This window comes from Mesorhizobium sp. M8A.F.Ca.ET.161.01.1.1 (genome assembly GCF_004792105.1).
GTDB lineage: Bacteria > Pseudomonadota > Alphaproteobacteria > Rhizobiales > Rhizobiaceae > Mesorhizobium.
The window spans coordinates 1-26,771 of record NZ_SRTD01000012.1; the positions used below are offsets into that span (position 1 = coordinate 1).

Genomic DNA, 26,771 nt, shown 5'->3' on the forward strand with positions numbered 1-26,771 from the left:
CCGAAAGATTATGACCATCCTCAGCGCCATGCTTCGACACAACCAACCCTGGTATCCAGACAAAGCCTGAAAACACAGTTGCTCATCCGTCGCCTTCGGCGACACCTTCTCCCACAAGGGGAGAAGGGAAAGGGCAGCCTACGCCGCCTTATCTCTCACCTGATAATCCTTGATCGTGGCGAAGCGGATCGCCTTCCAGCGCTCGGCTTCGTAGTTCAGCGAGAAGGCGTGCTGGGCGAGGAACACCGGGTCGTTGTCCAGGTCGCGGGCGATGTCGCCGCGATGCGCTTCGATGAAGCGAAGAACTTCGGCCTTGTCGTCGGCCGAGATCCAGCGGCAGACCGAAAAGCGCGACATTTCGAACTCGACGGGCAGCGTGTATTCGAAGTTCAGCCGCTCTTTCAGCACATCCAGCTGCAGGGCGCCGACGACACCGACGATGGCCGGCGAACCATCTTCCGGCGAAAACAGCTGCACGACGCCTTCCTCGGCCATCTGGTGCAGCGCTTCCTTCAACTTCTTGGCCTTCATCGCGTCGCCGAGGCGCACGCGGCGCAGGATTTCCGGGGCGAAATTCGGCACGCCGCGAAACAGGATTTCCTCACCCTCGGTCAACGTGTCGCCGATGCGCAGCGTGCCGTGGTTGGGGATGCCGACGACATCGCCGGCGAAAGCTTCGTCGGCGGTGACGCGGGTGCGGGCGAAGAAGAATTGCGGCGCCGAGAGTGACATCGGCTTTCCCGTGCGCACCAGCTTGGCCTTCATGCCGCGCTCGAGCTTGCCCGAGCAGACGCGCACGAAAGCGATGCGGTCGCGATGGTTGGGATCCATGTTGGCCTGGATCTTGAAGACGAAGGAGGTCATCTTCTCCTCCGTCGCCTCGATAGTGCGGGTGTCGGCCTCCTGCGCGCGCGGTGGCGGCCCGAAGGCGCCAAGCGCCTCGATCAGGTCGCGCACGCCGTAATTGCGCAGCGCCGAGCCGAAATAGACTGGTGTCAGATGGCCTTCGCGAAAAGCGTCGATGTCGAGCGGACGGCAGGCTTCGCGCGCCAGTTCGAGTTCCTCGATGAAGGCCTCGCGCTCATTTTCCGGCAGAAGGCCGGCAACGCGGTTGGAATCGGGACCGTTGACCGGCGTGCGCTCCTTCTCGTCGTCGCCCTTGCGCACGGCGTTCAGCGCCAGGTGATAGGTGCCGGAGAAGGTCTTGCCACGGCCGATCGGCCAGGTGATGGGCGCGGTGTCCAGCGCCAGCTTCTGCTCGATCTCGTCCAAAATCTCGAACGGATCGCGGCTTTCGCGGTCCATCTTGTTGACGAAGGTGATGATCGGGATGTCGCGCAGCCGGCAGACCTCGAACAGTTTCAGCGTGCGCGGCTCGATGCCCTTGGCGGCATCGATGACCATGACGGCCGAGTCGACCGCCGACAGCGTGCGATAGGTATCGTCGGCGAAGTCCTCGTGGCCGGGCGTGTCGAGCAGGTTGAAGACGTTGTCCTCATATTCGAAGGTCATCACCGAGGTGACGACCGAAATGCCGCGCTCGCGCTCGATCTTCATCCAGTCGGAACGCGTCTGGATACGGTCCTTCTTGGCCTTGACCTCGCCGGCAAGCTGGATGGCGCCGCCGAACAGCAGCAGCTTTTCGGTCAGCGTCGTCTTGCCGGCGTCGGGGTGGGCGATGATCGCGAAAGTGCGGCGGCGCGCCACTTCCTCTGGTATTGTATCGGGCATTCTGTTGGGATTTCCGTGTGACAGGCCGGGCTTCTAGCAGCGCTACGCCGGGCTGTCGACCGTTCCGGCGGCACGGATGCCGCCGGATGCCGTCTCTCTGCTGAAGCCAGCAATGGCCGGGAGCCGTGTATTTCAACATTGGCAAGCGGCCATAGGAATGCCACTTGGATGAACATCCCTTGGAATCAGGAGACAGAGGAGTGACCATGGCTGCGTCGAAACAAGTGATCGTCATCGGCGCCGGCATTATTGGTGCCTCGGTTGCCTGGCATCTGACCAGAGCTGGCGCGCAGGTGACGGTCATTGCCGACAGCGCGCCGGGCGGCGTGGCGACGCCGAACTCGTTTGCCTGGATCAACGCCAGTTGGGGCAATCCGGAAACCTATTTCCGGCTGCGCATCCGTGCCATGGCCGAGTGGAAGCGACTTGCAAATGATTTGCCCGGCCTGCCGCTGGCCTGGTGCGGCGGCCTGAACTGGGACCTGCAGGCGGAGAGGCTCGAAGCCTATGCGGACGAGCATTCGGCCTGGGGCTACGGCATCGAACGGGTTGGCCGAGAGCAGGTGGCACGCATTGAGCCCAATCTCGCCGAGCCTCCAGATTTTGCCTTGCATATCGCTGAGGAAGGTGTCGCCGAGCCCGCGGCCACAGCGAAGGCGCTGCTGGCGGATGCAGCGCGGCAAGGCGCGCGCATCCTCTCCGGCACGGTGACCGCGCTGGCCCAGAGCAACGGCAGGATTACCGGCGTGGACACATCACATGGGCTCGTTGCCGCCGACGAGGTGGTGATCGCCGCTGGCGTCGGCTCTCCGGATATTGCGGCGACGGCCGGCATCACCTTGCCGATCGAGACGCCGCCCGGCCTTATCGTCCATTCGCGGCCTTACAGGAAATTGCTCAACGGACTGGTGCACGCCGAGAGGCTACACATGCGCCAGACCGCCGAGGGCCGCATCATCGCCGGCTCGGATTTCGCCGGCGGCGATCCCGGTATGGACGCCGAAGCGACCGCCCGCGCGCTGTTCGCGGTCACGAAAGCAGCATTGCGTGGCGCCGAGGGGCTGGAACTCGATTTCCACACCATTGGCTACCGCCCCAATCCGATCGACGGCTTTCCGATCATCGGCCGCGCCGAGGGCCTGGATGGGCTCTACGTCGCGGTCATGCATTCCGGCATCACGCTGGCACCAGCCGTCGGCCTGTTTGCCGCGCGGGAGATTCTTGAAGGCGAGCGCGATGCATTGTTGGCGCCTTACGGGCTGGCGCGGTTTGCGCAGTAGCAATGGCTGCTTCCGAGGCGGCACTCTACGGCGCCCCCCTCTGTCCTGCCGGACATCTCCCCTACAAGTGGGAGACGTCAGCTTCGCCGGCGGCTTCGCTCTTCAACGTTCGAGATTGGGAAGGCCATCGCGACATCTGGCCTCCCGCTCTGGGGGAGATGTCCGGCAGGACAGAGAGGGGCGCGGAGGAACTCGACCGAAACGATTTGCTATCCAACCAGCGCCAGCTTCGCCGCGACCGGAACGAATGGACTTATGTCGATGCCATCCCTGGTCATGGTGACGAAGCTCGATGGCGGGATCGCCTGCCAGTCGCCGCCCTCGCGATCGAAGGGCTCGGAGACGATGCAGCGGCCAGCGCCCTTGCGGAAGATGGACGTGTAGAGCGTGGGCGCGTGGGCGTCGGTGGCGTAGCGGACCGCATACAGCGCCTGTCCGTCGGAGAAAGCGGCGGTGAGTTTAAGCGCCGGCTCGAGACCGGCGCGGCGAGAGGCTTCCAGCACGCGGCTGGTGGCACGCGAGACGGCGCCTTGCGGGTCGGCCGAAAGGCCCTCGTCGATCATCAGGAGAAAAAACAGTTCGGAATCGGTGGTGCCTTCGCGCTGGTCGAAGACAGCGTCGGACAGCGAGTTCTCCAGCGCGCGGCGAATTTTCTCGAAACCGCCGATCTGGCCATTGTGCATGAACGACCAGCGGTCGGAGATGAACGGATGGCAGTTCATGCGGCTGGTGGCGCCGCCGGTCGAGGCCCTGACATGGGCGAGGAACAGGCCGGACTTGATCTGCCGGCACAGGCTTTTCAGATTGGGGTCGGACCAGGCCGGCAGGATGTCGCGGTAGAGGCCGGGCTCGGGCCTCTCGCCATACCAGGCAAGGCCGAAACCGTCGCCATTGGTCGGCGACTTGGCTTCCTGGGCGCAGTGGCTCTGGGCGATCAGCGAGTGACAGGGCGCCGTGAGGATATCTTCGAGAACGACCGCTTCACCGAGATAGGCCGCCCATCGGCACATCGCTTTGTCGTCCCCTAGGCACGATCCGCAAGCGCCGCCGGCGCATCGACCGTATGATTGCCTCTGTTGTGCGTCCGCTCGTAGAGCTCGCGAATGATTCGGCTGGCGGTAGTCTCGAAGAGAAATGGCAAGAAAGCGTGAACGAGCGCTGCTCCCGCCGCCATCAGCAGGCGCGACGAGAACCAGGCGGCGAAGGCCATATGGCCGAAATAGGTTTCGCCGACCTTGGCCGGATGAGAGGTGAAAATGCTTGCGAGCGACATGCTGGTTCCCCTTCAGCGCTGGAGCTTCCTGATATGAGTATCCTGACACGTCTCACCGGTTCATTGGTCCCAAAATATCCTTGTATTTTGCCACTTCATGGGACAAACATCCCAAATGACACTGGAAATCGATGAAATCGACCGAAAATTGCTTGCCGAATTGCAACGAGACGGCACGTTGTCGGTCGACCAGCTGTCGGAGCGGGTGGCATTGTCGCGCAATGCCTGCTGGCGTCGCGTCAAGCGGCTGGAGGAAGATCGCGTCATCACCGGCCGCGTGGCGCTGGTCGATGCCGAAAAGCTCGGGCTTGGCCTTTCGGTGTTCATCCTGATCCGCACATCCAACCACGACCCGGACTGGCTGCAGAAATTCCGCGCTGCGGTAAGCGGCTTGCCAGAGATCATCGGCGTCTATCGCATGTCTGGCGATCTCGATTATGTACTGCGCGCCCGTGTCGCCGACGTGAAGGCCTATGACCGGCTCTACCAGCGGCTCATCGCCAAGGTGGCGCTGTCGGATGTTTCCGCCTCCTTCGTCATGGAGGAGATCAAGGAGACGACGGTGGTTCCGATGGAAGTGCGTTGAGCCGCCCTCAGGCCATAGTGATGCCCGAAAGAAAGCCGTTGATAGCCCTGCGGGCGAATTGACCGAATCGGCAATCGCGCCGATAGGATCGATTTTATGCGCGCAGCCCTTCAAACACCCTCCGTCATCGGTCCCACCGTCGGCTTCGTCAGGCTGCCGCATGGCGAGGGACTTCCGCTTCCCGCTTATGAAAGCACCGGCGCCGCCGGCATGGATTTGCGCGCAGCGGTGCCCGAAGACCGGCCGCTTCTGATCCTGCCGGGCAAGCGCGCTCTGGTGCCGACCGGGCTGATCCTGGAAATTCCCGAAGGGATGGAAGGCCAGGTGCGGCCACGCTCGGGCCTTGCCTTCAAACACGGCCTTACCGTCCTCAATTCACCCGGCACGGTCGACAGCGACTATCGCGGCGAAGTGAAGGTGCTGCTGGTCAATCTCGGCGACGAGGACTTTGCCGTTACGCGCGGCATGCGCATTGCCCAGATCGTTTTCGCCGCCGTGACGCAGGTGGCGGTTGAAGAGCGTTCGCTCGCCGGCGGCACGGCGCGCGGCTCGGGCGGATTCGGATCGACCGGCACCGCCTGATAGCGAATCCAATGCCCTTGCCGAAACTTGTCATCTTCGACTGCGACGGGATCCTGGTCGACACGGAGAACCTCGCCAACCGACGCCTGGCCGAATGGCTCAGCGCGAGCGGCTATCCAACGACCTTCGAATATTGCCGCAAGAACTTCTCCGGCCGCAGCATGGTCTCGGTGCAGAAGGAGATCGAGGAGACGACCAGCGCCAGGCTCGGCGCCGATTTCGTCGAGCGCTGGAATGCCGGCCTGCCGGATCTGTTCGCTCATGGCGTCGAGGCGATCCCTTATGTCCGGGAGTTCATCGAGGCGGTCCGCGCCGCCGGCCTCGCCTACTGCGTCGCCACCTCGGCCAGGATCTCGAAGATGCACATAACGCTTGGCCAGACCGGGCTGTTGCCGCTGTTCGAACATGCGATGTTCAGCGCCACCATGGTCTCGCGCGGCAAGCCGTTCCCCGACCTGTTCCTGCATGCGGCCAAAGCCATGGGCTTCGAGCCGGCCGACTGCATCGTCATCGAGGACAGCGTCGCCGGCACGCAGGCAGGCATCGCTGCCGGCATGCGGGTGTTCTCCTATCATGGCGACCCCTATTCCGACCGCGACGGCCTGATCCAGGCCGGCGGCATCCTGTTCGACGACATGCGCGAACTCGCCGGGCTGGTGCCGATCCACTGATTTTGCCGGCCGGATGGGCTAATGCATGTCGCCCGGAAGTGTCAGCTTCGCGGTGCTTGCGGTGAGGGGACGATATCAAGCATGTCGGGATTTTTGCATCGGCTCGTCTTTGCCTGCCTGTTGCTGCTGCCATTGCTGGGCGGCGCGGCCGGCGCCCAGGACGCGGCCAGCCCGGACCTCGGCAAACCCATCGATGGCCACGCCGGCACGACCTATGCCGATCTCATCAGGATGGTCATTCCGGATCTGACGGCGAAGGGCGACTACTATGTCGGCTCCTCGCCGATCGAGATGCGGCACATTGCCGGTCCCGACAATGACAGCTCGCCACCAGAAGCACCGAGCGTTTTCAGCGCCGGCGTGCTTGGCATCAAGGCCGGAGGCAAGGAGCGGCTGGCCATGCTTTTCGATCTCGGCGAATCGCCCGACAGCGCGGAGGGCTATGCGGTGCTGGCGCTTTACGATCTCACCGGCAAACCGAGGTTGCTCGATGCCGTCAATGTGGCGACCGACCGTTTCACCTTCTTTCGCCACCCCGGCAAACTTTCGCTCGGCGCCAGCGACGATGCGCTGATGATCTCCAGCACGCATTTCAACTCGAACCAGGGCTACATGTCGACGCCGCTTATCCTGGTGCGAGACGACCGTTTTGAGCTGATCGACCTCATCAACACGTTCGACGAAAATGTCTGTTCCTATCGGCGCTCCCAGGACCTGACCTTCCAGGCCGTGAGCGATGGCCAGCCCTACGCCGCGATCAAGGCGACGATAACCGACAAGACGGCACCTGGCGAAGAGACGTGCGACGAACCCGCCCCCAAAGCCGTCTCGAACGACATTTCCGTAACCTACCGCTGGGACAAGAAAACAGCGGGCTACGTCGCCGATTCCGATGCCTTCGAAAAATTGGCAGCAGACAACGAGAAACGCTTCTGAACCAACCGCATTCGTTTGCCCGGCCGGAAACGGCGCGCTAGCATCCGCTCCGACACTCGTCATGGGGAACATTCATGGACAAGGGCAAGATCTTTCGCGACCTGCATGCCTCGACCTTCGTCATGCCCAATCCCTGGGACCCGGGCACGACGAAGCTGCTTGGCTCCTTCGGCTTCAAGGCGCTGGCCACGACCAGCGCCGGCTTTGCCTTTTCGCGCGGCCTGCCGGACGGGGCCGTGAGCTTCGACCAGATGATCCATCATTGCCGCGAGGTGACGGCCGCGACCGAACTGCCGGTCTCGGCGGATCTCGAAAAAGGCAAGGGCGACAGCCCCGAGCAGGCCGCCGAGACCATTTTCGCAGCGGAGGCCGCCGGGCTTGCCGGCTGCTCGATCGAAGACCATACCGGCGATCCGGAAAAGCCCATCTACGAGTTTTCGCATGCGGTCGAGCGCGTCGCCGCCGCGGTGGAGGCGGCGCGGGCGCTGAAGCGCGATTTTGTCTTCACCGCGCGGGCCGAGAACTTCCTGTGGGGCAAGTCCGACCTCGACGATACGATCAAGCGGCTGCAGGCCTTCGAAAAGGCCGGCGCCGACGTGCTCTATGCGCCGGGCATCGGCGACGTCGAGATGGTGCGCACGCTCTGCTCGGCGGTGACCAAGCCGGTCAACGTCATGGCGAGACCCGGCTTCACCATCGCCGACCTTGCCATGGCCGGCGTCAAGCGGATTTCGCTCGGGCCGTGGCTGACCAATTTCGCCTACGGCATGCTGGAGACGGCGGCGCGCGAGATCCAGCAGGACGGAACGTTCGGCTTCACCCGCGCTGCCATGCCGTTCGGCAAGTTGCAGGCGCTGTACGGCAAATCCCAGGGTTAGACGCCGCATGAACCTTACCGTCGTCGACATGCATACGGGCGGCGAGCCGCTGCGGATCGTCACCGGGGGTTATCCCGCTATCCCCAAGGGCACCATCCTGGGGAAGCGCGCCTATGTGCGGGACAACCTCGACCATTTGCGCAAACTGCTGATCTTCGAGCCGCGCGGCCATTACGACATGTATGGCGCCTTGCTGGTCGAGCCCGATTTGCCCGGCGCCGACCTTGCCGTGCTGTTCATGCACAATGAGGGCTATTCCACCATGTGCGGCCACGCCATCGTCGCGCTCGGCCGTTATGCCATCGATGAAGGCCTGGTGGCGAAACAGGAGCCGTTCACCACCGTCAACATCGAGGCGCCTTGTGGCCTGGTCGTCGCCTCGGTCGAGGTCAGCGACGGCAAGGCCGGTGCGGTGTCGTTCGAGAGCGTGCCTGCCTTCCTGTTCGCCCGCGACCAACAGATCGAGCTGACAGAGTATGGCAAGATCGGTTTCGATATCGCCTATGGCGGGGCTTTCTACGCGCTGGCCGACTGCCATCAGTTCGGGCTGGAATTCGGCCGCGACCGCGTGCGCGATTTCGTCGATGCGGCAACGGCGCTGACGAACCGGCTCAAGGCCGAGTTTGCGCTGTCGCATCCCGATCATGACGACCTCGCCTTCCTCTACGGCACCATCCTGACCGACGGAAAGGACGCCTTTTCCGGGGAAGTCACCAGAAATGTCTGCGTCTTCGCCGAGGCGGAAGTCGACCGATCGCCGACCGGTTCCGGCGTGACCGCCCGGCTGGCGGCCATGCATGCCAAGGGTGAGATCGCCATCGGGCAGACGCGCAGTTTCGAGAGCATCGCCGGCTCGCGCTTTTCCGGGGCGGTCGTGCGAACGGCACAGGCCGGCCCGCACGAAGCGATCGTCGCCCGCGTCGGCGGCCGCGCCTATTATTCCGGACGAGCCGAATTCATTGTCGAACCGGACGACGAGCTGGGGCGTGGTTTCCTCTTGCGCTGAAGGCTCAACCGTTTGCGGAACGGACCGCTTCCCGCGCCGAGACCGCCTTGTGCAGATGCACCATCATGGCGGCGGCGAAGAGCGGCGTCAGCAGGTTGAGCAGCGGCACGGCAAGGAATGCCGCGATCACCAGCCCGGACAGAAACACCGTACCGGCATAGCGCCGGCGCAGGGCCCTCGCATCTTCCTCGGGGCGAAAGCGCATGGCGGCGAATTCGAAGAATTCGCGCCCCAGCAGGTAGCCGTTGACAATGAAGAAGGCTGCGATGTTGATGCCCGGCACCAGCAGAAGCATGAGCGCCACGATGTTGCCCAGGATGACGACGCCGAAAAACTTTATCGCCAGCACCATCGAGCGCAATGCCGGCATGGCCCGTCCGGCCGGGTGGCTTGGGTAATCGGTGCGCTCGACCACTTCGGCGACATCGTCGAGGAACAGGCCGGCGATGACGGCCGTGACCGGCGCAACAAGCAGCGCCATGCCGAAGGCCAGCGCGATGGCCGCGACAATGCCGCGCAGCCAGCCGGCCCAGGACGGTATGCCGGGCAACACGGTCTGGAGCCACGGCAGGGCCAGCCATTCGACAAGGCTGGTCAGGCCGAACCACAGGGCGACCAGCGCCAGCAGGGTTAGGCCGAGCGTCTTGATGAACACGGCGCGGAACGGAGGCGAGAGCAGCTCCAGGGCCGCGGTGCGGGCAGCGTCGAAAATCACCGTGCTTCAACCCCAGGTCAGCGGACACAACCACAGAGCAATTCCAGGAAAAGTGCGTAGCGGTTTTCCGCCCGGGATTGCGTAAAAACGAGAAATTACAGCGGGTCAGAGATTCCATCAAACACTGAACCGCTCAAGGCAGGACGTCTCCGAGATAGGCAGTGCGGCCCGCGAGCACAAGCGCGGGCCTTTGCTTGTCTTTGGACGCTGCCGAAATCTGGCTACCGGGCGAAGGCCGGTTTGCGGACCGGTATGGTCATGGCCGCCACGCCTGCAACGACAAAGCCCATGCCGAGCCATGCCGTCGGACCCAGGCTTTCGCCGAGGAAGATGGCGCCGATGCCGACACCGATCGGCACCCGCAGATAGGCCTGCGACGTCGTGCCGACCGAACCCAGCGAGTGGATGAGGCGAAAATAGATGACGAACGCCAGTGCCGTCGAAAACACGGACAGGCCGAGCAAAGCGAGGATGGAAGCTGCCGAAGGCGTCAGCGTCCATGGCTGGTCGACCACCAGGCTGAGCGGCACCAGCATGACGGCGCCGCACAGCATGGAGCCAGCGGCGGGAAGCATCGGATCGAGGCCCTTGAAGCCACGGCCGAAGATGGCGGCGCCGGCATAGCACACGGTTGCCGCGACGATGGCGATCTGTGCCCAGAGCTGGTGGCCGATGCCGCCAAGCGCCTGCGTGCCGACGATGAGGCAGATGCCGGCAATGCCGGCGCCGACGCCGACCAGCTTGCGTGGGGTGACCGGCTCATGGCGGGTGATCAGCGCGGTGAGCAGGAAGGTGAAGATCGGCGAGGTGGCGTTGAGGATGGTGGCAAGGCCGGCGTCGACCGAGCGCTCGGCCGCGGCGATCAGCGTGAACGGGACGACGCTGTTGAGGCAGGCCTGGAAGGCGAAGCGGCGCCAGCTAGCCGCGTCTCCCGGCAAGGCAAGCCCACGCCAGCGGATGATGGCGAACAGGATGGCGCCGGCGATCAGGGTGCGGGCGGCGATGAAGGTGATGGGCGGGATGGTCTCGACGCCGATCTTGATGAAGGTGTAGGAGGCGCCCCAAAGGACAGCCAGTACGCCAAGCAGCGCCAGGTCGGTAGCCGTGTCGTTTTTGGCAGGCATGGGCTCGCGCCTTCGGACCGTGATCTCAGGAGCGCAGATGTAGGCGACATCGCGACGAAATGTTTCGGCCACGGTCGAATTGTCGTAGCGCCTGGCTGGCGCGGCAAGGACAGAAAATCGGTTGCCTGTTTTCAGCGTCATGCTGTAGACCCGCGCGGGCATGGCAAGAAGCCGGCTCGGGTTTTTGGCGGAGACATTGATGCCGGATTATGACGTGCTTTGCATCGGCAATGCGATTGTCGACATCATCGCCCAGTGCGAAGAGGACTTCCTCCAGACCAACGGCATCATCAAGGGCGCGATGAATCTCATCGACACCCATCGCGCCGAATTGCTCTACAGCCGCATGGGTCCGGCAATCGAGGCCTCCGGCGGCAGCGCCGGCAACACGGCGGCCGGGGTCGCCTCCTTCGGCGGACGCGCCGCCTTCTTCGGCAAGGTTTCCAACGATGCGCTGGGCGAAATCTACGCGCACGATATCCACGCGCAAGGTGTCGCCTTTGACACCAAGCCGCTCGAGGGCGAGCCGCCGACGGCGCGCTCGATGATCTTCGTCACCCCCGATGGCGAGCGCTCGATGAACACCTATCTCGGCGCCTGCGTCGAACTCGGGCCGGAAGATGTCGAGGCCGACAAGGCGTCGGGCGCCAAGGTGACCTATTTCGAAGGCTATCTGTGGGACCCGCCGCGCGCCAAGGAAGCCATCCGGCAGACGGCCAGGCTGGCGCACGCTGCCGGCCGCGAAGTGTCCATGACCTTGTCGGATTCGTTCTGCGTCGACCGCTACCGTGACGAGTTCCTCGACCTGATGCGCTCGGGCACGGTCGATATCGTCTTTGCCAACAGCCACGAGATCAAGTCGCTTTACCAGACTTCGTCGTTCGACGAGGCGCTGGCGCAGATCCGCAAGGATTGCAAGATCGCGGCGGTGACCCGCTCCGAAAAGGGCTCGGTCATCGTGCGCGGCGACGAGACCGTGGTCATAAAGGCGACCGCCATCAAGGAACTGGTCGACACGACGGGCGCCGGCGACCTCTACGCCGCCGGTTTCCTGCATGGTTATACACAGGGACGCGACCTCCAGACCTGCGGCGACCTTGGCTCACTGGCAGCCGGATTGGTGATCCAGCAGATCGGCCCGAGGCCACAGCAGAATCTGCGCAAGGAAGCCAAGCAAGCGGGGTTGTTGTAGGGGGGCTTTTCCCTTCTCCCCCTGTGGGAGAAGGTGGATCGGCGCGCAGCGCCGAGACGGTTGAGGGGTGGGTGACGGATCGCCGTTTTTGCCAAGCTGGAACACCCCTCATCCGACCTCGCTTCGCGAGGCCACCTTCTCCCACAAGGGGAGAAGGAAAAGACCGTCGCGCGGTTGTCACACACCGCTCCTACAGGAAATTGCGAGCGTCCCGTGACTGGCATTTCGGGATGCTCGCAGTCAGTTGGGGTGTCGTAAATGCAAGACAGCAACCTGTCGGGTTCGCTGCATCTGTTGCCGTTCGGAGTCCCGCTTTTCCCTTAGCCGTTGACAAACGGCCGCAGTCGGGGAGGAGCGCGGCCAGAAGACAGATGCATGACCAGATTTCCAATCCAGGCGACCGGCATAAACCAGGACGACTTCGCGGAGTTGGTCGCCGACAAGGTCGAGCGCGCGCTCGCCCATTATGACGAGGCGATCAACCAGTCCACCATGGTCTCGGTCGGCAAGATCGCCGGCAGCATAGCGTCCGCCGTTACCTTGCTGTCGCCCAAGCACCAGCGCGCCATCGACGCCATCCATGCCGACCTTCCCGGCCTTGCCTCGAAATTCGTGCGTGCGCTCGCGGCCGAAGCGGCGCGCCGCAGCGAAGCCGGCACCACCGGCACGACGACGCTGTCCGCAGAGGCCGAAACGCTGGCCGGGCTCCCCCAGTCCGACGACCTCGAATCGATGCTGATCGAGGACTGGGCCGGCCGCGTCGCCGGCTCGACCTATCTGGAAGAGAACCTGCGCATCGCCCGCTCCACCTTGCACCGCTGGCAACAGCGCGGCGACGTCATCGCGTTGCGCAAGGGCGGCCGCAAGCACGTCTTCCCGCTGGCGCAATTCGTCGACGGGAGGCCGGTGGCGGGCATAAGCGACGTGCTGGAGCTGATCGGCAACCCGAGGCTCGCATGGCTATGGTTGACCCGCCCAGCGGCACAGCTCGACGGCCGCATCCCGATTGACCTGCTGCGGCAGGACCAGGCGGAAGAGGTGGTCGAGGCGGCGCGGGTGTTTGCGCCGGGGTGAAGTCGGCGCGAGAAGGTGCCCGCGGCGCGCTTCGGGCTTGTCTGATGCAGAAGCTTTCGTCCGCTAGGCGGGACGCTCCTCAAGTCCCCGCCGTGTACGCCGCGATCGCCGCCATGTTGACGATATCGCTGTCCTTGGCGTTCAGCGAGACGATCTGCACCGGCTTGTTCAGGCCGACCAGCAGCGGGCCGATGACGGTCGAGCCGCCGAGTTCCTGTAGCATCTTGGTCGAGATCGAGGCCGAGTGGAACGCCGGCATGATCAGCACGTTGGCCGGGCCGGTCAGGCGGATGAACGGGTATTGCGCCATGGCGCGGGCGTTGAGCGCCACGTCGGCGGCCATTTCGCCGTCATATTCGAAATCGACGCGGCGCTTGTCGAGGATGCGCACGGCTTCCTGGATGCGCTCGGAACGCTCGCCCTGCGGATGGCCAAAGGTGGAATAGGCGAGCATGGCGAGCCTCGGCTCATAGCCCATGCGGCGGGCAAAGCCTGCCGCCTCCTCGGCGATGTCGGCGATCTGCTCGGCGTTGGGCATGTCGTGGACGGCGGTGTCGGCGACGATCACCGTGCGGCCGCGCGCCAGCACGATCGAGGCGCCGATGACGCGGTGGCCGGGCTTGGCGTCGATGACGCGCCTGATATCGTCGAGCGCGGTGGAATAGTTGCGGGTGACGCCGGTGACGATGCCGTCGGCGTCACCCAGCGCCACCATGCAGGCGGCGAAATGGTTGCGATCGTTGTTGATCAGCCGCTGGCAGTCGCGGAACAGGAAGCCTTTGCGCTGCATGCGTTCGTAGAGATAGTCGGTGTAGATCGAATTGCGGCGCGACAGGCGCGCGTTGATGATCTCGATGCCTTGCTTGTTCAAGTCGATGCCGGCGTGCCTGGCGTTCTCCTTGATGACATCGTCGCGGCCGAGCAGGATGGCCGTGCCGAGCCGCTGGTTCACATAGGAGACGGCGGCGCGCATCACCTGCTCCTCCTCACCCTCGGCGAAGACGATGCGCTTGGGCTGGCGGCGCACGCGATCGTAGATGCGCTGAAGGGTCGAGGCGATCGGGTCGCGGCGAGCGGAAAGCTCCTGCGCGTAGCGGTCGAGATCGAGAATCGGCTTGCGGGCGACGCCCGAATCCATTGCCGCCTTGGCCACGGCAATCGGGATGGCCGAGATCAGGCGCGGGTCGAAAGGCACCGGGATGATGTAGTTGGGGCCGAATTTCGGCCGGTTGCCCTGATAGGCGGCGGCGACGTCGTCGGGCACGTCCTGGCGCGCCAGTTCGGCGAGAGCGCGGGCGGCGGCGATCTTCATGTCGTCGTTGATGGTGGTGGCCCTGACATCCAGCGCGCCGCGGAAGATATAGGGGAAGCCGAGCACGTTGTTGACCTGATTGGCGTAGTCCGAGCGCCCGGTGGCCATGATGGCGTCGGTGCGGATTTCGGCCACTTCCTCCGGGGTGATCTCGGGATCGGGATTGGCCATGGCGAAGATGATCGGGTTCTTGGCCATCGACTGCACCATGGCGGTGGTCAGCGCCCCCTTGGCGGAAAGGCCGAGGAAGACGTCGGCGCCGTCGAGCGCTTCGGCCAGAGAACGCGCCTCGGTCTTGACCGCGTGCGCCGATTTCCACTGGTTCATGCCCTCGGTTCGGCCCTGGAAGACCACGCCCTTGGTGTCGCACAAGGTGATGTTTTCAGGGGAAAATCCCATCGCCTTCATCAGCTCGATGCAGGCGATGCCGGCGGCACCCGCACCATTGCAGACCAGCTTCGTGGTCTTCATGTCGCGGCCGGTTACCTCCAGCGCATTGATCAGGCCGGCGGCCGAGATGATGGCCGTGCCATGCTGGTCGTCATGGAAGACCGGGATGTCCATCAGTTCGCGCAGGCGCTGCTCGATGATGAAGCATTCCGGCGCCTTGATGTCTTCCAGGTTGATGCCGCCGAAGGAGGGACCGAGGAAGCGCACGCAGTTGATGAACTCGTCGGCATCCTCGGTGTCGACCTCGAGGTCGATCGAATCGACATCGGCGAAGCGCTTGAACAGCACCGCCTTGCCTTCCATGACCGGCTTCGAGGCCAGCGCGCCGAGATTGCCGAGGCCGAGGATGGCGGTGCCGTTGGAGATGACGGCGACCATGTTGCCGCGCGTCGTATAGTCGAAGGCTCTCGAAGGATCCTCGGCGATGGCGCGCACGGGCACGGCGACGCCCGGCGAATAAGCGAGGCTGAGATCGCGCTGCGTCGTCATCGGTTTGGTGGCGACGATCTCCAGCTTGCCCGGCCGGCCCATGGCATGGAATTCGAGCGCTTCCTGTGCGCTGACGGACGGACCGTTGTTCTCGGTTTTCCTGGCCATGATGCTTTTTGATTTCCTCGCCGGTGCGGCACCTCCTTGAAGCGGGTGCCTGTGTCCTTGCGAATTAAGACCACGGGCCGCCGCGTGTAAACCACGAAGCTCTGCAAAGCTGCTTCAAAGCGGACGCGCTCGGTCAGGGACTGGGCTGCGCTGGCTTGAATGCGGTGATTTCATGCGCATGCTGGCGGGCCGTTGCCCATCGCCGCAGCGTCCTGGTTCCGGGGAACGGCCATTGCGACAAGGGCGGCCGTCGGCTTCCCATCCGCTCGAACAGCTCCGACAGGAATTCCATGAGTTGCCGCCGTTGCGGCTCGACCCTGGCCATCGTGCGGTTACGGATATCCTCGCGCGGTATGGCGCGGTCGCGCAGCGTCTCGACAGCCCGCCGGATCGCCGCCGGATCGGGCTCGGCGATGATGCAATAGTCCGGATCGAAGAAGACATCCCGGCCGCCAAGACTGGGCGTGCTGACCACCGGCAACCCGGCCATCAGATATTCCATGCTGGAACACATCGCCCCTTCCGCCGCCGACAGACAGAGCCCAACCGCGGCCTGGTTGTAGACGCGATTGACCTCCTGCGGCGCCAGCCAGCCGGCCAGGCCATCGATAATCGGGTTGGCGATACGATGCAGCGGCGATTGCGCCTGCAGGCGACGGATGAAGGCACGGTCGCCGGCCCGGGGCAGCTCGCCGATCGAAAAGGTGATGTGGGCGAGCCTTTCGACGTCGAAGGCGAGGTAATGACGCTTGGTGTACGAGATGCGGCCGTTATAGACGGCGTCGAATTCGACGGGGACATCCGGCAATGGCCGAAAGATGTCCTCTGAGACCATCAGATTGTGGTTGGAGACGATCGCGGTTCCTCCGACAGCGGTGACCAGACGACGCTCCTCCGGCGTGTTGCAAAGAAAAATCAGTTCGTGAAGCGGAAAGTTCTCACGGTACCAGGCGAGATCCCGGCCCAGCTTTGCGACGACGTGCGGCCGCTCGAGCGTCCAACTCGGCATCAGCAGGAACACGGCGCGCCGCGAGGCCAGGCGACGGCCGATTGCGACGATCGAGTTGAGGGGACGAGCGCCGCCGATCGGCGTGTAGATCAACAGCGGATCGTGGCTGAGAACGTAAACCGCGAGCCGAATGCCGCCGTCCAGATGGGACAACGGACCGCTGAGCGGCAGCGCGAAAGGGAGGCGCTTGGCCGCCGAAAACTTAAGCCAGCCCAACCTTTGACTGGCATGCCGAACCGTCATGAGCCAGAGCCGTTCGAGGGCCGAGTCGATCGGCCCTACCATCTCCTCGAACGTTTCGTGCCCATCCCTGTCCATGACCATTATACCCCCAAGACGACAGATATTCGCGATCACGGCATCGGGCAATGCCGCTGAATAGCCGGCCATGGACGATGGCTTGCGATCTTCCCCTGCTTTTCGATGGCCCGGCATTAAACCCCGCCACCACATCTGCTAGCGTGCCGCGCCATGAACATGCACAGCCCGAACGAGCCCGATGCCGCTCCCGAGTTGACGGCGGCGCCACAGCCAGGCGCCGCCGTCACGCCGATGATGGAGCAATTCATCGAGATCAAGGCGGCCAACCCGGATTCGCTGCTGTTCTACCGCATGGGCGATTTCTACGAGCTGTTCTTCGACGATGCCGAGAAGGCGAGCCGGGCGCTGGGCATCGTGCTCACCAAACGCGGCAAGCACCAAGGCCACGACATTCCGATGTGCGGCGTGCCGGTGCATGCGGCCGACGACTATCTGCAGAAGCTGATTGGCCAGGGGTTCCGCGTCGCCGTCTGCGAGCAGATCGAGGATCCGGCCGAGGCCAAGAAACGCGGTTCCAAATCGGTGGTGCGCCGCGATGTGGTGCGGCTGGTGACGCCGGGCACCATCACCGAGGACAAATTGCTGGCGCCGTCGGAATCGAGTTTCCTGATGGCGCTGGGCAGGGTGAAGGGCGGAGCGGACCACAGCTTTGCAATTGCCTGGATCGACATCTCGACCGGGGCCTTCCGCGTCGCCGAGACCTCCGTCGACCGGCTGATGGCCGACATCTTCCGTGTCGACCCGCGCGAGCTTATCATGGCCGAGCCGGTCTTCCATGATCCCGAGCTGAAGCCGGTGTTCGACGTGCTCGGCCGCATTGCCAGCCCGCAGCCGCCTTCGCTGTTCGATTCGGCCTCGGCCACGGGGCGGATCGCGCGGTTCTTCGAGGTGGCGACACCAGACAGTTTCGGCACGTTTTCGCGCGCCGAACTGTCGGCGATCTCGGGCGCCATCGCCTATGTCGAGAAGACGCAGAAGGCCGAGCGGCCGCCGCTGTCGCGCCCCGAGCGCGAGGAGCAGGGCTCGACCCTGTTCATCGATCCGGCGACGCGCGGCAATCTCGAACTGTTGCGCACGCTGTCCGGCAGCCGCGAGGGCTCGCTGTTCAAGGCGATCGACCGCACGGTGACCGGCGGCGGCGCAAGGCTGCTCGCCGACCGGCTGATGGCGCCGCTGACCGACCCGGCGGCCATTGTCGCACGGCTGGATTCGGTGTCGTTCTTCCGTTCCGAAGTGCGGCTTTGCCAGGCAGTGCGGATGAGCCTGAAGAGCGTGGCCGACATGCCGCGTGCGCTGTCCAGACTGGCGCTCAATCGCGGCGGCCCGCGCGACCTCGGCGCACTGCGCGCCGGCTTCGAGGCGGCTGGCGCCATCGCCGAGACCTTTGCCGCGGCCGCCCTGCCCCAGGAATTGGCCGGCGCGATGGCCGCGATTCAAGCGCTGCCCAAGGCACTCGCCCAGCATCTCACCCAGGCGCTCGGCGAGGAACTGCCGCTGCTCAAACGCGACGGCGGTTTCGTTCGCGGCGGCTATCATGCCGAACTCGACGAGATGCGGGCGCTGCGCGACGAGTCGCGCAGAGTGATCGCCGGGCTGGAGCGCTCGCTGATCGAGGAAACCGGCATCCGTTCGCTGAAGATCCGGCACAACAACGTGCTTGGCTACTACATCGAGGTGACGGCCAACCATCATGCAATCATGACCGGCAGCGATGGCGCCAAGGCGCGCTTCATCCACCGCCAGACCATGGCCAACGCCATGCGTTTCACCACGACCGAGCTCGCCGAACTCGAGACCAAGATCGCCAATGCCGCCGACCGGGCACTGAGCATCGAACTGGCAGCCTTCGATGCGCTGACGGCGGAGGCGGTCGGCGAGGCAGAGGCGATCCGCGCCGGCGCCGATGCGCTCGCCGTGCTCGATGTATCGGCGGCCCTCGCACTGTTGTCGGAAAGCGAGGCCTGGTGCCGGCCGGTGGTGGATTCCAGCCTTGCCTTCGAGATTTCAGGCGGCCGGCATCCGGTGGTCGAACAGGCGCTGCGCCGTTCGGGCGAAGGCCCGTTCGTCGCCAATGATTGCGACCTCTCGCCCGAGGGGACTGCCAAGAACGGCGCGATCTGGCTGCTGACCGGCCCGAACATGGGAGGTAAGTCGACGTTCCTGCGGCAAAACGCGCTGATCGCGATCCTGGCCCAGACCGGCTCCTTCGTACCGGCGGCGTCTGCCCATATCGGCGTCGTCGACCGGCTGTTCTCGCGCGTCGGCGCTTCGGACGATCTGGCGCGCGGCCGTTCGACCTTCATGGTCGAAATGGTCGAGACGGCGGCGATCCTCAACCAGGCCGGGGAACGCGCGCTGGTGATCCTCGACGAGATCGGCCGCGGCACCGCGACGTTCGACGGCCTGTCGATCGCCTGGGCGGCGGTCGAATATCTGCACGAGAAGAACCGCTGCCGGGCGATTTTCGCCACCCATTTCCACGAAATGACGTCGCTCGCCGGCAAGCTGGCGCGGCTTTCCAACGTCACCATGCGCGTCAAGGAATGGGAAGGCGACGTCGTTTTCCTGCACGAGGTCGGCAAGGGTGCCGCTGACCGGTCCTACGGCGTGCAGGTGGCGCGGCTCGCCGGCCTGCCGGGTGCGGTGGTCGAGCGGGCCAAGGCGGTGCTGCACCAGCTGGAGGAAGGCGAGGTCTCCGGCAAGACCAACCGGCTGGTCGACGACCTGCCGCTGTTTTCGGTGGCGGTGAAACGGGAAGCGCCAAAGCCGGTGAAGAGCGACGCGCTGGGGACCGCGCTCGGCGAGATCAACCCCGACGAGATGACGCCGAAGGAAGCGCTGGAGGCGCTCTACCGGCTGAAAGGGCTGGCGAGGAAGTAATTTTGCAATCTGGGCGGCGGAGGGGGAAATTGGCAGCACCGCCGCCTCAGATCATCTCCAGCCCGCGCTTGCGCTTCGGTGGCGGGAATGCACGGTCGAGATCGGCGATGTCCTGCGGCGTAAGCTTTATGTCCAACGCAGCGACATTCTGGCGGACGTGCTCCTGGCTGCCGGCCTTGGGAATGGCGATGACGCCGTCCTGCCGCATCACCCAGGCCAAGGCGATTTGCGCCGGTGTCGCGCCGTGGCGGGCGGCGACGGCGTCAAGCCTGGCATTGCGCGCCAGCGCGCCTTGCTCGACCGGCGAATAGGCCATCAGCGGGATGCCGCGTGTTCGGCTCCAGGGCGCCAGATCGAATTCCGGGCCGCGGCGAACCAGATTGTAGAGCACCTGGTTGGTCTGGACATTGCCGCCGTCGCGCAGGCCAGCCAGTTCCTCCATCTCCTCGGTGTCGAAATTGCTGACGCCCCAATGCCGTATCTTGCCGGCTTTTTTCAGCGCCTCGAAGGCTTCCACCGTTTCCGATAGGGGCACGCTGCCCGGCCAATGCAGCAGATACAGATCGATGCGGTCGGTGGCGAGGCGCTTCAGGCTGTTCTCGCAGGCGCGCTGCACGCCGGCCCTTGAAGCGTTGGAAGGCAAGACCTTCGAGACCAGGAAGACCTCGGCGCGGCGGCCGGCGATGGCTTTGGCCACCACTTCTTCCGCACCGCCGCCGGCATACATTTCGGCGGTGTCGATCAGCGTGACGCCGAGGTCGAGGCCGAGCTTGAGGGCATTTACCTCGTCGGAGCGGCGCCGCGAATCCTCGCCCATTTTCCACGTGCCCTGGCCGAGAACGGGTATGGCCTCGCCGCAGGGTAGCGTGGTGGTTCTGACGCTCGATTCCATGGCATGGCTCCGTCGGTACTCGATCGCATCGAGGCCTCGACGAGACTCCGCAAGGAGTTCTCGCCGGACCCTGCTTAGCGATGCCGGGAAGCTTACTTCACCGGATGGGCGGCGAGCCAGTCCTGCATCTGCTTGATTTCGGCTTCCTGCGCGGCGATGACGCCTTCGGCGAGTTTGCGGATTTCCGGATCCTTGCCGTTGGCCAGCTCGACCTTGGCCATGTCGATCGCGCCTTGATGATGCGGAATCATGCCGCGGACAAAATCGACGTCGGCGTTGCCGGTATATTGCGAGGCCATCATGTCGGTATGCATCTTGTCCATCGCCGCCTTGTAGCCCGCCGTCGAAGGGCTTTCCGCCCCCATGGCCATGGCGCCCATGTCGTGCTTCATCTCCTCGCTCTGCGCCGGCACGCTTTCGAGGAAGACGGCAAGCAGCATTCCGGCCGCCATCAGCAGCAGCACGAGTTTTTTAGCCAAGGTCATTCATGGTCTCCTGTTGGTTGGATTTCGTATCTGGGGGTTAATCTCAGAGTTTCAACGTTCTGAGCCGCAATGCGTTCGCGATCACCGAGACGGAGGACAGGCTCATCGCCGCCGCCGCCAGCATCGGCGACAGAAGCGTGCCGGTGAGCGGATAGAGCACGCCGGCCGCGACCGGCACGCCAAGCACATTGTAGAGGAAGGCGAAGAACAGGTTCTGCCGGATGTTGCCGATGGTCGCCTGGGCCAGGGTGCGGGCGCGGACGATGCCGTTGAGGTCGCCCTTGACCAAGGTGATGCCAGCGCTTTCGACGGCGACATCGGCGCCTGTTCCCATGGCGATGCCGACATCGGCGGCGGCAAGCGCCGGCGCATCGTTGACGCCGTCGCCGGCCATGGCGACGCCGGCACCCCTGCCGCGCAGTTCGTCGACGAGCGCTGCCTTCTGTTCCGGCAATAGACCTGCCCGAACCTCGTCGATGCCGAGACGTCCGGCGATCGCCTTGGCCGTGCGCTCATTGTCGCCGGTCGCCATGATGATCCTCAGCCCACTGTCATGCAGCGCCCTGATCGCCTCCGCCGTGGTCGCCTTGACCGGATCGGCGACGGCGACGATGCCGGCCAGCTTGCCGTCGACAGCGACGAACATCGCCGTCTTGCCATCGCCCTGCAATGCTTCCACGCGGCCCAGGATTGCGGAAACGTCGATGGCGAGATCGGCCATCATCGCGGCATTGCCGAGCGCGACCTTCTTGCCCGACACCGTGCCGGAAACGCCCTTGCCGGTAACCGCCTCGAAGCTGCTGGCCTCGGCGATCTTCACGCCGCGCTGGCCCGCCCCATCGACGATGGCCTCGGCCAGCGGATGCTCCGACCCCTTTTCCAGGGTCGCGGCGTACACCAGCAATTCGTCCTCGGAAAAGCCCGCGGCCGCGACGACGTCGGTCAGTTTCGGCCGGCCCTCGGTCAGCGTGCCGGTCTTGTCGACGATCAACGTGTCGACGGCGGCGAAGCGTTCGAGCGCGGCCGCTTCCTTTATCAGCACGCCGGCATGCGCGCCGCGCCCGGTGGCGGTCATGATCGACATCGGCGTGGCGAGGCCCAGCGCACAGGGACAAGCGATGATCAGCACCGAAACCGCCGAGACGATGGCAAAGATCAGACTGGGCTCGGGGCCGAAGATCGCCCAGGCGATGAACGCGGCGACGGCGACCAGGACGACGGCCGGCACAAAGTAGAAGGAAACGCGGTCGGCCAGGCCTTGGATCGGGGCGCGCGAGCGCTGTGCCTTGGCGACGAGTTCGACGATGCGCGACAGCGTCGTCTCGGCGCCGATCCGCTCGGCGCGCATGATCAGCGAGCCGTTCTTGTTGAGCGTGCCGCCGGTCAAGGCGTCGCCTTCGGCCTTCTCGACCGGCAAGGGTTCGCCCGTGATCATCGATTCGTCGATGGAGGAGCGGCCTTCCAGCACCGTGCCGTCGACCGGGACAGCATCGCCGGGACGGATGCGCAGGCGATCGCCGGCCTTGACGTCGTCCAGCGCTACATCGGTCTCGGCGCCGTCCTCGGCGATCCGCCGCGCGGTCTTCGGCGCGAGATCAAGCAGGGCGCGGATCGCCGATCCGGTCTTTTCGCGGGCGCGCAGTTCCAGCACCTGGCCGAGGAAGACCAGCGCGACGATGACGGCGGCTGCCTCGAAATAGACCGGCACCGTACCGCCATGGCCGCGGAACTGGTGCGGAAAGATGTCTGGAAAAAACGTGGCGACGACGCTGTAGACATAGGCGGCGCCGACGCCGAGCGAGATCAGCGTCCACATGTTGGGGCTGCGGTTGAGGATCGAGTCCCAGCCGCGATGGAAGAACGGGAAGGCAGCCCAGAGCACCACAGGGCTCGCCAGGACCAGTTCGATCCAGACCTTTGCGCGATCCTCGACCAGGCCCTCCAGCGACAGGCCGACCATCGGCGCCATGGCGACGACCAGCAGCGGGACCGACAGCACCGCGCTCACCCAGAGCCTTCTTGTGAAATCGACCAGTTCGGGATTTGGCCCTTCATCGCCTGTCGGCACGCCCATGGGCTCGAGCGCCATGCCGCAGATCGGGCAGGAGCCGGGCTTGTCACGGATGATCTCGGGATGCATGGGACAGGTGTATTGCGTGCCCTTGGGCATCGGCGCCGGTGCCGGCCTGTCGCCGAGATAGGTCTGTGGCGCCGCCTCGAATTTCGCCTTGCAGCCGGCGGAACAGAAGTAGAAACCTTGGCCTTCATGGCGGACGAAATGTTTCGCCGTCGAGCGGTCGACGCTCATGCCGCAGACAGGGTCGGTGGCCGTCAGGTAGCTTTCCGGCTCGGACTGGAACTTCGAACGGCAGTGCTCGCTGCAGAAATGATAGAGGCGGCCGCCATGCTCTGATGTCGGCTTGCCGGCGGCCGGATCCACGGTCATGCCGCAGACCGGGTCGCGCGGCACCGCATTCGCGGCGCCTTTGGGCGCGCAACAGCCGCCATGCGAGCCATGCGTGTGATGATGGTGATCTGAATGCGTCATTTCGAAAATGCCTTGATGTCACTGCTTCGAGGTCGAGGTAGTGCTTCCAGTAACTGGAAGGTCAAGGGCTGTTTTGATTTTCCGATTCGGGCGCCGTGAAATCGATCGAACACCCCCTGCGCAAAGGTACATCTCGTGCTAAAACTTTGCTTGCTAATATTACTCGCCGCATCACGTTCATCTCGCTAGATTTCGGTCGACAATGAAGTGCCTGGTCATAAACCTCGATCGGTCCTCGGACCGACTTGCCCATATGAGAGCAGAATTCGGCCGTATCGGCGTCGCGTTCGAGCGCGTCGTGGCGGTCGACGGACACAGCCATCCCGAACTCGAACAGCAACCTCAGCATCCAATGTATGGACCCCGGCAACTATCGAGCAGCGAAATCGCCTGCCTGCACAGCCATCGTGCCTGCTGGTCGATCCTGGCGCGGGGCGAGGCGCGCTACGGCGCCATCTTCGAGGACGACGTGGTCTTTTCCGCGAATGCCAGTTGTTTGCTTGCCGACTGCGGCTGGATCCCGGCCGACGCCGACATCGTCAAGCTGGAGACGTACTTCAGCAAGACCATAATCCAGCGGATGAGCATTTCCGCCGGTCATGGTTTTTCCGTGTCAAGGCTCTGCAAGTTCCATCCGGGAACCGGGGGCTACATCATCTCCAGGCAGGCCGCGCGCGATCTTCTCGAGGCGACCGAAAGGATCAACCTGACCGCCGATGACCTGATCTTCAACCCGGCGTTCGCGACATGGTCGAGCAACGCGATCTACCAACTTGTCCCGGCACTGTGCGCACAGGATCAAGTCCTCGGCGACAGGGCGCTGGGGATGCCAAGCCTGCTCGACCACGGACGCGAATGCAAATGGCTCGCCAGCGGCTTGATGACAAAACGCCGGCGGCCGATGACCGAGAAGATCAGGATCGAGATCGGGCGGGTCGTGGAATGGATCGTCGATTTCTGCAAGTTGCGGCGACGGACCGTCATCCCTCTCGCTTCGCCGGGGCCAAGGGATTAACCAGGCTTCTCCGGGACCCACTCACAGCGCCGCCGAAACCGGGCGTAAATGCCGCCACAGGGCAGCTCCACCCAGCTCGCCAAGATGCTGTCGAGCAACCGAATCGAATTCCGTTTCGCGTCCGATGTCACGAAATAGAAACCCTGTCCTGCGTCCAGAAACGGGTCATCGATCTAGTAACCGGAAGCTCAAGAGCCGCTTCGTCGCTGCTCGTTGCATTGCTCCTTCGGGATTCCTGACGAAATAATCATGCGACCGGGCACCATCTGTGCTAGAGGGCGGCGACAGTCTCCTGGAAGTATAGATTTTATCCGAAAATGAAGTACCTGGTCATCAATCTCGATCGATCCCCGGATCGACTTGCCCATATCACCGCCGAGTTTGCCCGCATCGGCATCGCGTTCGAGCGCGTCGCGGCGGTCGATGCAAGACAACATCCCGACCTGGTGCTGCAGCCCCAGCATGCCCGGTACGCCGAGCGACGCCTATTCGGCAGCGAGATCGCTTGCCTGCACAGTCACCGCGCCTGCTGGACCATCATTGCGCGGGACGACGCGCCCTACGGCGCCGTGTTCGAGGACGACATTGTGTTTTCCGCGAAAGCCGGTGTGCTGCTTGCCGATACGGGCTGGGTTCCGGCCGACGCCGATATCGTCAAGCTGGAGACATTCTTCCACAGAACGGTCATCCATCGGGCCGGCATCTCCGTCGGCCCGGGATTTTCCGTGTCCAGGCTGCGCAAGAACCACATAGGATCCGGAGGCTACCTGCTTTCCAGGCAAGCGGCCCGCGCCCTTCTGCGGGCAAGCGCGGAGGTCAACGTGGCGGTGGACAGCCTCATCTTCGACCCCGCATTCGCAACGGCAGCAGGCAAGACGATCTACCAGCTTGTTCCCGCGCTCTGCGCGCAGGACCAGTTCCTGCGCAACAGATTGCCAAGCCTGCTCCATCAGGAACGGCAAGCCGAGTGGACCGCGAGCGGGCAGGCCGAAAAACGCCGAAGGCCATTGTCGAAAAAGGTAGCGGTGGAGACCAGGCGGGTCGCCGAGTGGATCCTCGACTACTGCCAGTTGCGGCGACACGCGGTTATCCCGCTCGATCCGCCCGAAGCCGGACGTTAGATCTCTTGCCGCTACCGCCGGCGTGCCCGTGCCCACGCCGCGAAAGCAGGAGGCAGGCCTTTCGGTGCCCGTGTCGAAATTCCTGCTGAAGCTCGCCAGGATTGATCTCTGACGCTGCTTCGAAGGAAGGCTCACGCCCTGTTTTAGCCGCGCTCATTTCGTCGAACCGCAAATTAGCCCCAGAAATGATCAGCAATCCCTAGACCTTCACGTGCTAGACGGCTCTGGCGATCCGCTGAAGGTAAAGCCTGCGTGCGATATGAAGTGCCTTGTCATCAATCTCGATCGTTCTCCCGAGCGGCTTGCCCATATGACCGCCGAATTTGCCCGCATCGGCATCGGGTTTGAGCGAGTCGCCGGGATCGATGCCAGGCAACATCCCGACCTGGTGCTGCAGCCGCAGCACGCGATACACGCCATCCGGCCTCTTTCCGGCAGCGAGATCGCCTGCCTGCACAGCCATCGCGCCTGCTGGACGATCATTGCCAAGGGCGACGCCCCGTACGGTGTTGTGTTCGAGGACGACATGGTCTTCTCTGGCAAAGCCGGTGCATTGCTTGGCGATACGAGTTGGGTGCCAGCAGACGCGGACGTCGTGAAGCTCGAGACGTTCTTTTCCAGAACCGTCATTCAAAGGAGAAGGACTTCCGCCAGGAACGGTTTTTCCATGGTCCGGCTCCGCAAGGGCCATCCCGGGGCCGGGGGTTATCTCCTCTCGCGGCAAACCGCATGCGACTTCCTGGAAGCAACGGCGCAGGTCAACATAGCTGTCGATGATCTCATCTTCGACCCCACTATCTCAGCCGGCAAGACTGTCTACCAACTCGTTCCAGCGCTCTGCGCGCAGGACCAGTTCATTGGCGACGGGCTGCCAAGCCTGCTTGCCCCGGAACGGGACGCCGCGCGGACCGCGAGTGGACTTATGACAAAGCACAGGAAGCCGACAACCGCGAGAATCAGCAGGGAAGCCGGGCGGGCAGCGCGGCGGATCACCGATTTCTTTAAGCTGCGGCGGCGGATTGTCGTCCCGCTCGCTCCAGTCGAGGCAAACGACTAGAGCGTTTGCCGGATTGACAGCAGGCCATACCCAGCG

The 26,771-nt window shown here is 64.1% G+C and carries 23 protein-coding genes; 13 read left to right on the forward strand and 10 right to left on the reverse strand.

From position 1 onward, the window contains the following. Positions 1-138: 138 nt before the first annotated feature. Positions 139-1,731, reverse strand: coding sequence for a peptide chain release factor 3 (locus EN804_RS24880; RefSeq protein WP_135862259.1), 1,593 nt, complete (start codon positions 1,729-1,731; stop codon positions 139-141). A gap of 206 nt (positions 1,732-1,937) precedes the next feature. Here EN804_RS24880 and EN804_RS24885 point away from each other — a divergent pair, with 206 nt between their 5' ends. Beyond that, positions 1,938-3,011: an FAD-binding oxidoreductase gene (locus EN804_RS24885; RefSeq protein ID WP_135862262.1), complete on the forward strand. Its 1,074-nt coding sequence runs from the start codon at positions 1,938-1,940 to the stop codon at positions 3,009-3,011. A gap of 209 nt (positions 3,012-3,220) precedes the next feature. Here the strand turns inward: EN804_RS24885 and EN804_RS24890 are convergent, their stop codons facing one another. Continuing rightward, positions 3,221-4,021, reverse strand: coding sequence for a class II glutamine amidotransferase (locus tag EN804_RS24890; protein WP_135862264.1), 801 nt, complete (start codon positions 4,019-4,021; stop codon positions 3,221-3,223). Positions 4,022-4,035: 14 nt separating this feature from the next. Further along, complete coding sequence (locus tag EN804_RS24895) at positions 4,036-4,284, reverse strand: DUF6356 family protein (RefSeq protein WP_127278798.1); 249 nt, start codon at positions 4,282-4,284, stop codon at positions 4,036-4,038. 115 nt (positions 4,285-4,399) lie between these two features. On the opposite strand from EN804_RS24895, the gene EN804_RS24900 reads away from it, so the two are divergent. The 6 genes from EN804_RS24900 (at position 4,400) to EN804_RS24925 (ending at position 8,943) form a co-directional block, all read left to right on the forward strand. Further along, positions 4,400-4,870 carry an Lrp/AsnC family transcriptional regulator gene (locus EN804_RS24900; protein WP_127278799.1) on the forward strand — a complete coding sequence of 157 codons (471 nt, stop codon included), beginning with the start codon at positions 4,400-4,402 and terminating at the stop codon, positions 4,868-4,870. A gap of 96 nt (positions 4,871-4,966) precedes the next feature. Beyond that, the gene (gene dut / locus EN804_RS24905) at positions 4,967-5,452 is read left to right on the forward strand and encodes a dUTP diphosphatase (RefSeq protein WP_127278800.1); all 486 of its coding nucleotides are present in this window, start codon (positions 4,967-4,969) and stop codon (positions 5,450-5,452) included. A gap of 11 nt (positions 5,453-5,463) precedes the next feature. Next, positions 5,464-6,123 (forward strand): HAD family phosphatase, encoded by a 660-nt coding sequence (locus EN804_RS24910; RefSeq protein WP_127278801.1) that lies wholly within the window; start codon positions 5,464-5,466, stop codon positions 6,121-6,123. A gap of 81 nt (positions 6,124-6,204) precedes the next feature. Continuing rightward, entirely contained in the window at positions 6,205-7,059 is an 855-nt protein-coding gene (locus tag EN804_RS24915) for a hypothetical protein (RefSeq protein ID WP_127873030.1), read from the forward strand. A 74-nt stretch (positions 7,060-7,133) separates the two neighbouring features. Next, the gene (locus EN804_RS24920; RefSeq protein WP_127278803.1) at positions 7,134-7,937 is read left to right on the forward strand and encodes an oxaloacetate decarboxylase; all 804 of its coding nucleotides are present in this window, start codon (positions 7,134-7,136) and stop codon (positions 7,935-7,937) included. 7 nt (positions 7,938-7,944) lie between these two features. Next, positions 7,945-8,943 (forward strand): proline racemase family protein, encoded by a 999-nt coding sequence (locus EN804_RS24925; RefSeq protein WP_127278804.1) that lies wholly within the window; start codon positions 7,945-7,947, stop codon positions 8,941-8,943. Positions 8,944-8,947: 4 nt separating this feature from the next. Here EN804_RS24925 and EN804_RS24930 read toward each other — a convergent pair whose 3' ends face one another. Together EN804_RS24930 and EN804_RS24935 are read right to left on the reverse strand one after the other, a co-directional pair. Next, positions 8,948-9,658: a sulfate transporter family protein gene (locus EN804_RS24930; protein WP_135883665.1), complete on the reverse strand. Its 711-nt coding sequence runs from the start codon at positions 9,656-9,658 to the stop codon at positions 8,948-8,950. A 221-nt stretch (positions 9,659-9,879) separates the two neighbouring features. Next, the gene (locus EN804_RS24935; RefSeq protein WP_135883738.1) at positions 9,880-10,782 is read right to left on the reverse strand and encodes an EamA family transporter; all 903 of its coding nucleotides are present in this window, start codon (positions 10,780-10,782) and stop codon (positions 9,880-9,882) included. A 199-nt stretch (positions 10,783-10,981) separates the two neighbouring features. Here EN804_RS24935 and EN804_RS24940 point away from each other — a divergent pair, with 199 nt between their 5' ends. Both EN804_RS24940 and EN804_RS24945 read left to right on the forward strand, forming a co-directional pair. After that, positions 10,982-11,974: an adenosine kinase gene (locus EN804_RS24940; protein WP_135921594.1), complete on the forward strand. Its 993-nt coding sequence runs from the start codon at positions 10,982-10,984 to the stop codon at positions 11,972-11,974. 375 nt (positions 11,975-12,349) lie between these two features. Continuing rightward, a complete protein-coding gene (locus EN804_RS24945) occupies positions 12,350-13,048 on the forward strand; it encodes an antitoxin Xre/MbcA/ParS toxin-binding domain-containing protein (protein ID WP_135921595.1) in 699 nt (232 codons plus the stop codon). Between the two features lie 79 nt (positions 13,049-13,127). On the opposite strand, the gene EN804_RS24950 is transcribed toward EN804_RS24945, so the two are convergent. Then, positions 13,128-15,407: an NADP-dependent malic enzyme gene (locus EN804_RS24950; protein ID WP_127873024.1), complete on the reverse strand. Its 2,280-nt coding sequence runs from the start codon at positions 15,405-15,407 to the stop codon at positions 13,128-13,130. 133 nt (positions 15,408-15,540) lie between these two features. Beyond that, positions 15,541-16,734: a glycosyltransferase gene (locus tag EN804_RS24955; protein ID WP_135921596.1), complete on the reverse strand. Its 1,194-nt coding sequence runs from the start codon at positions 16,732-16,734 to the stop codon at positions 15,541-15,543. 153 nt (positions 16,735-16,887) lie between these two features. On the opposite strand from EN804_RS24955, the gene mutS reads away from it, so the two are divergent. Next, entirely contained in the window at positions 16,888-19,617 is a 2,730-nt protein-coding gene (gene mutS / locus EN804_RS24960; RefSeq protein WP_135921597.1) for a DNA mismatch repair protein MutS, read from the forward strand. Positions 19,618-19,663: 46 nt separating this feature from the next. On the opposite strand, the gene EN804_RS24965 is transcribed toward mutS, so the two are convergent. From EN804_RS24965 to EN804_RS24975, 3 genes are all read right to left on the reverse strand, one after another. After that, positions 19,664-20,509: an aldo/keto reductase gene (locus EN804_RS24965; RefSeq protein WP_135883669.1), complete on the reverse strand. Its 846-nt coding sequence runs from the start codon at positions 20,507-20,509 to the stop codon at positions 19,664-19,666. 92 nt (positions 20,510-20,601) lie between these two features. Next, positions 20,602-20,994, reverse strand: a complete 393-nt coding sequence (locus EN804_RS24970) for a DUF305 domain-containing protein (protein ID WP_127277847.1) — start codon at positions 20,992-20,994, stop codon at positions 20,602-20,604. A gap of 43 nt (positions 20,995-21,037) precedes the next feature. Then, positions 21,038-23,542, reverse strand: coding sequence for a heavy metal translocating P-type ATPase (locus tag EN804_RS24975; RefSeq protein WP_135921598.1), 2,505 nt, complete (start codon positions 23,540-23,542; stop codon positions 21,038-21,040). Positions 23,543-23,744: 202 nt separating this feature from the next. On the opposite strand from EN804_RS24975, the gene EN804_RS24980 reads away from it, so the two are divergent. From EN804_RS24980 to EN804_RS24990, 3 genes are all read left to right on the forward strand, one after another. After that, positions 23,745-24,557, forward strand: a complete 813-nt coding sequence (locus EN804_RS24980; protein WP_135862286.1) for a glycosyltransferase family 25 protein — start codon at positions 23,745-23,747, stop codon at positions 24,555-24,557. A 317-nt stretch (positions 24,558-24,874) separates the two neighbouring features. Then, the gene (locus EN804_RS24985) at positions 24,875-25,678 is read left to right on the forward strand and encodes a glycosyltransferase family 25 protein (RefSeq protein ID WP_127277845.1); all 804 of its coding nucleotides are present in this window, start codon (positions 24,875-24,877) and stop codon (positions 25,676-25,678) included. Between the two features lie 259 nt (positions 25,679-25,937). Further along, the gene (locus EN804_RS24990) at positions 25,938-26,735 is read left to right on the forward strand and encodes a glycosyltransferase family 25 protein (protein ID WP_135862964.1); all 798 of its coding nucleotides are present in this window, start codon (positions 25,938-25,940) and stop codon (positions 26,733-26,735) included. Positions 26,736-26,771 lie beyond the last annotated feature (36 nt).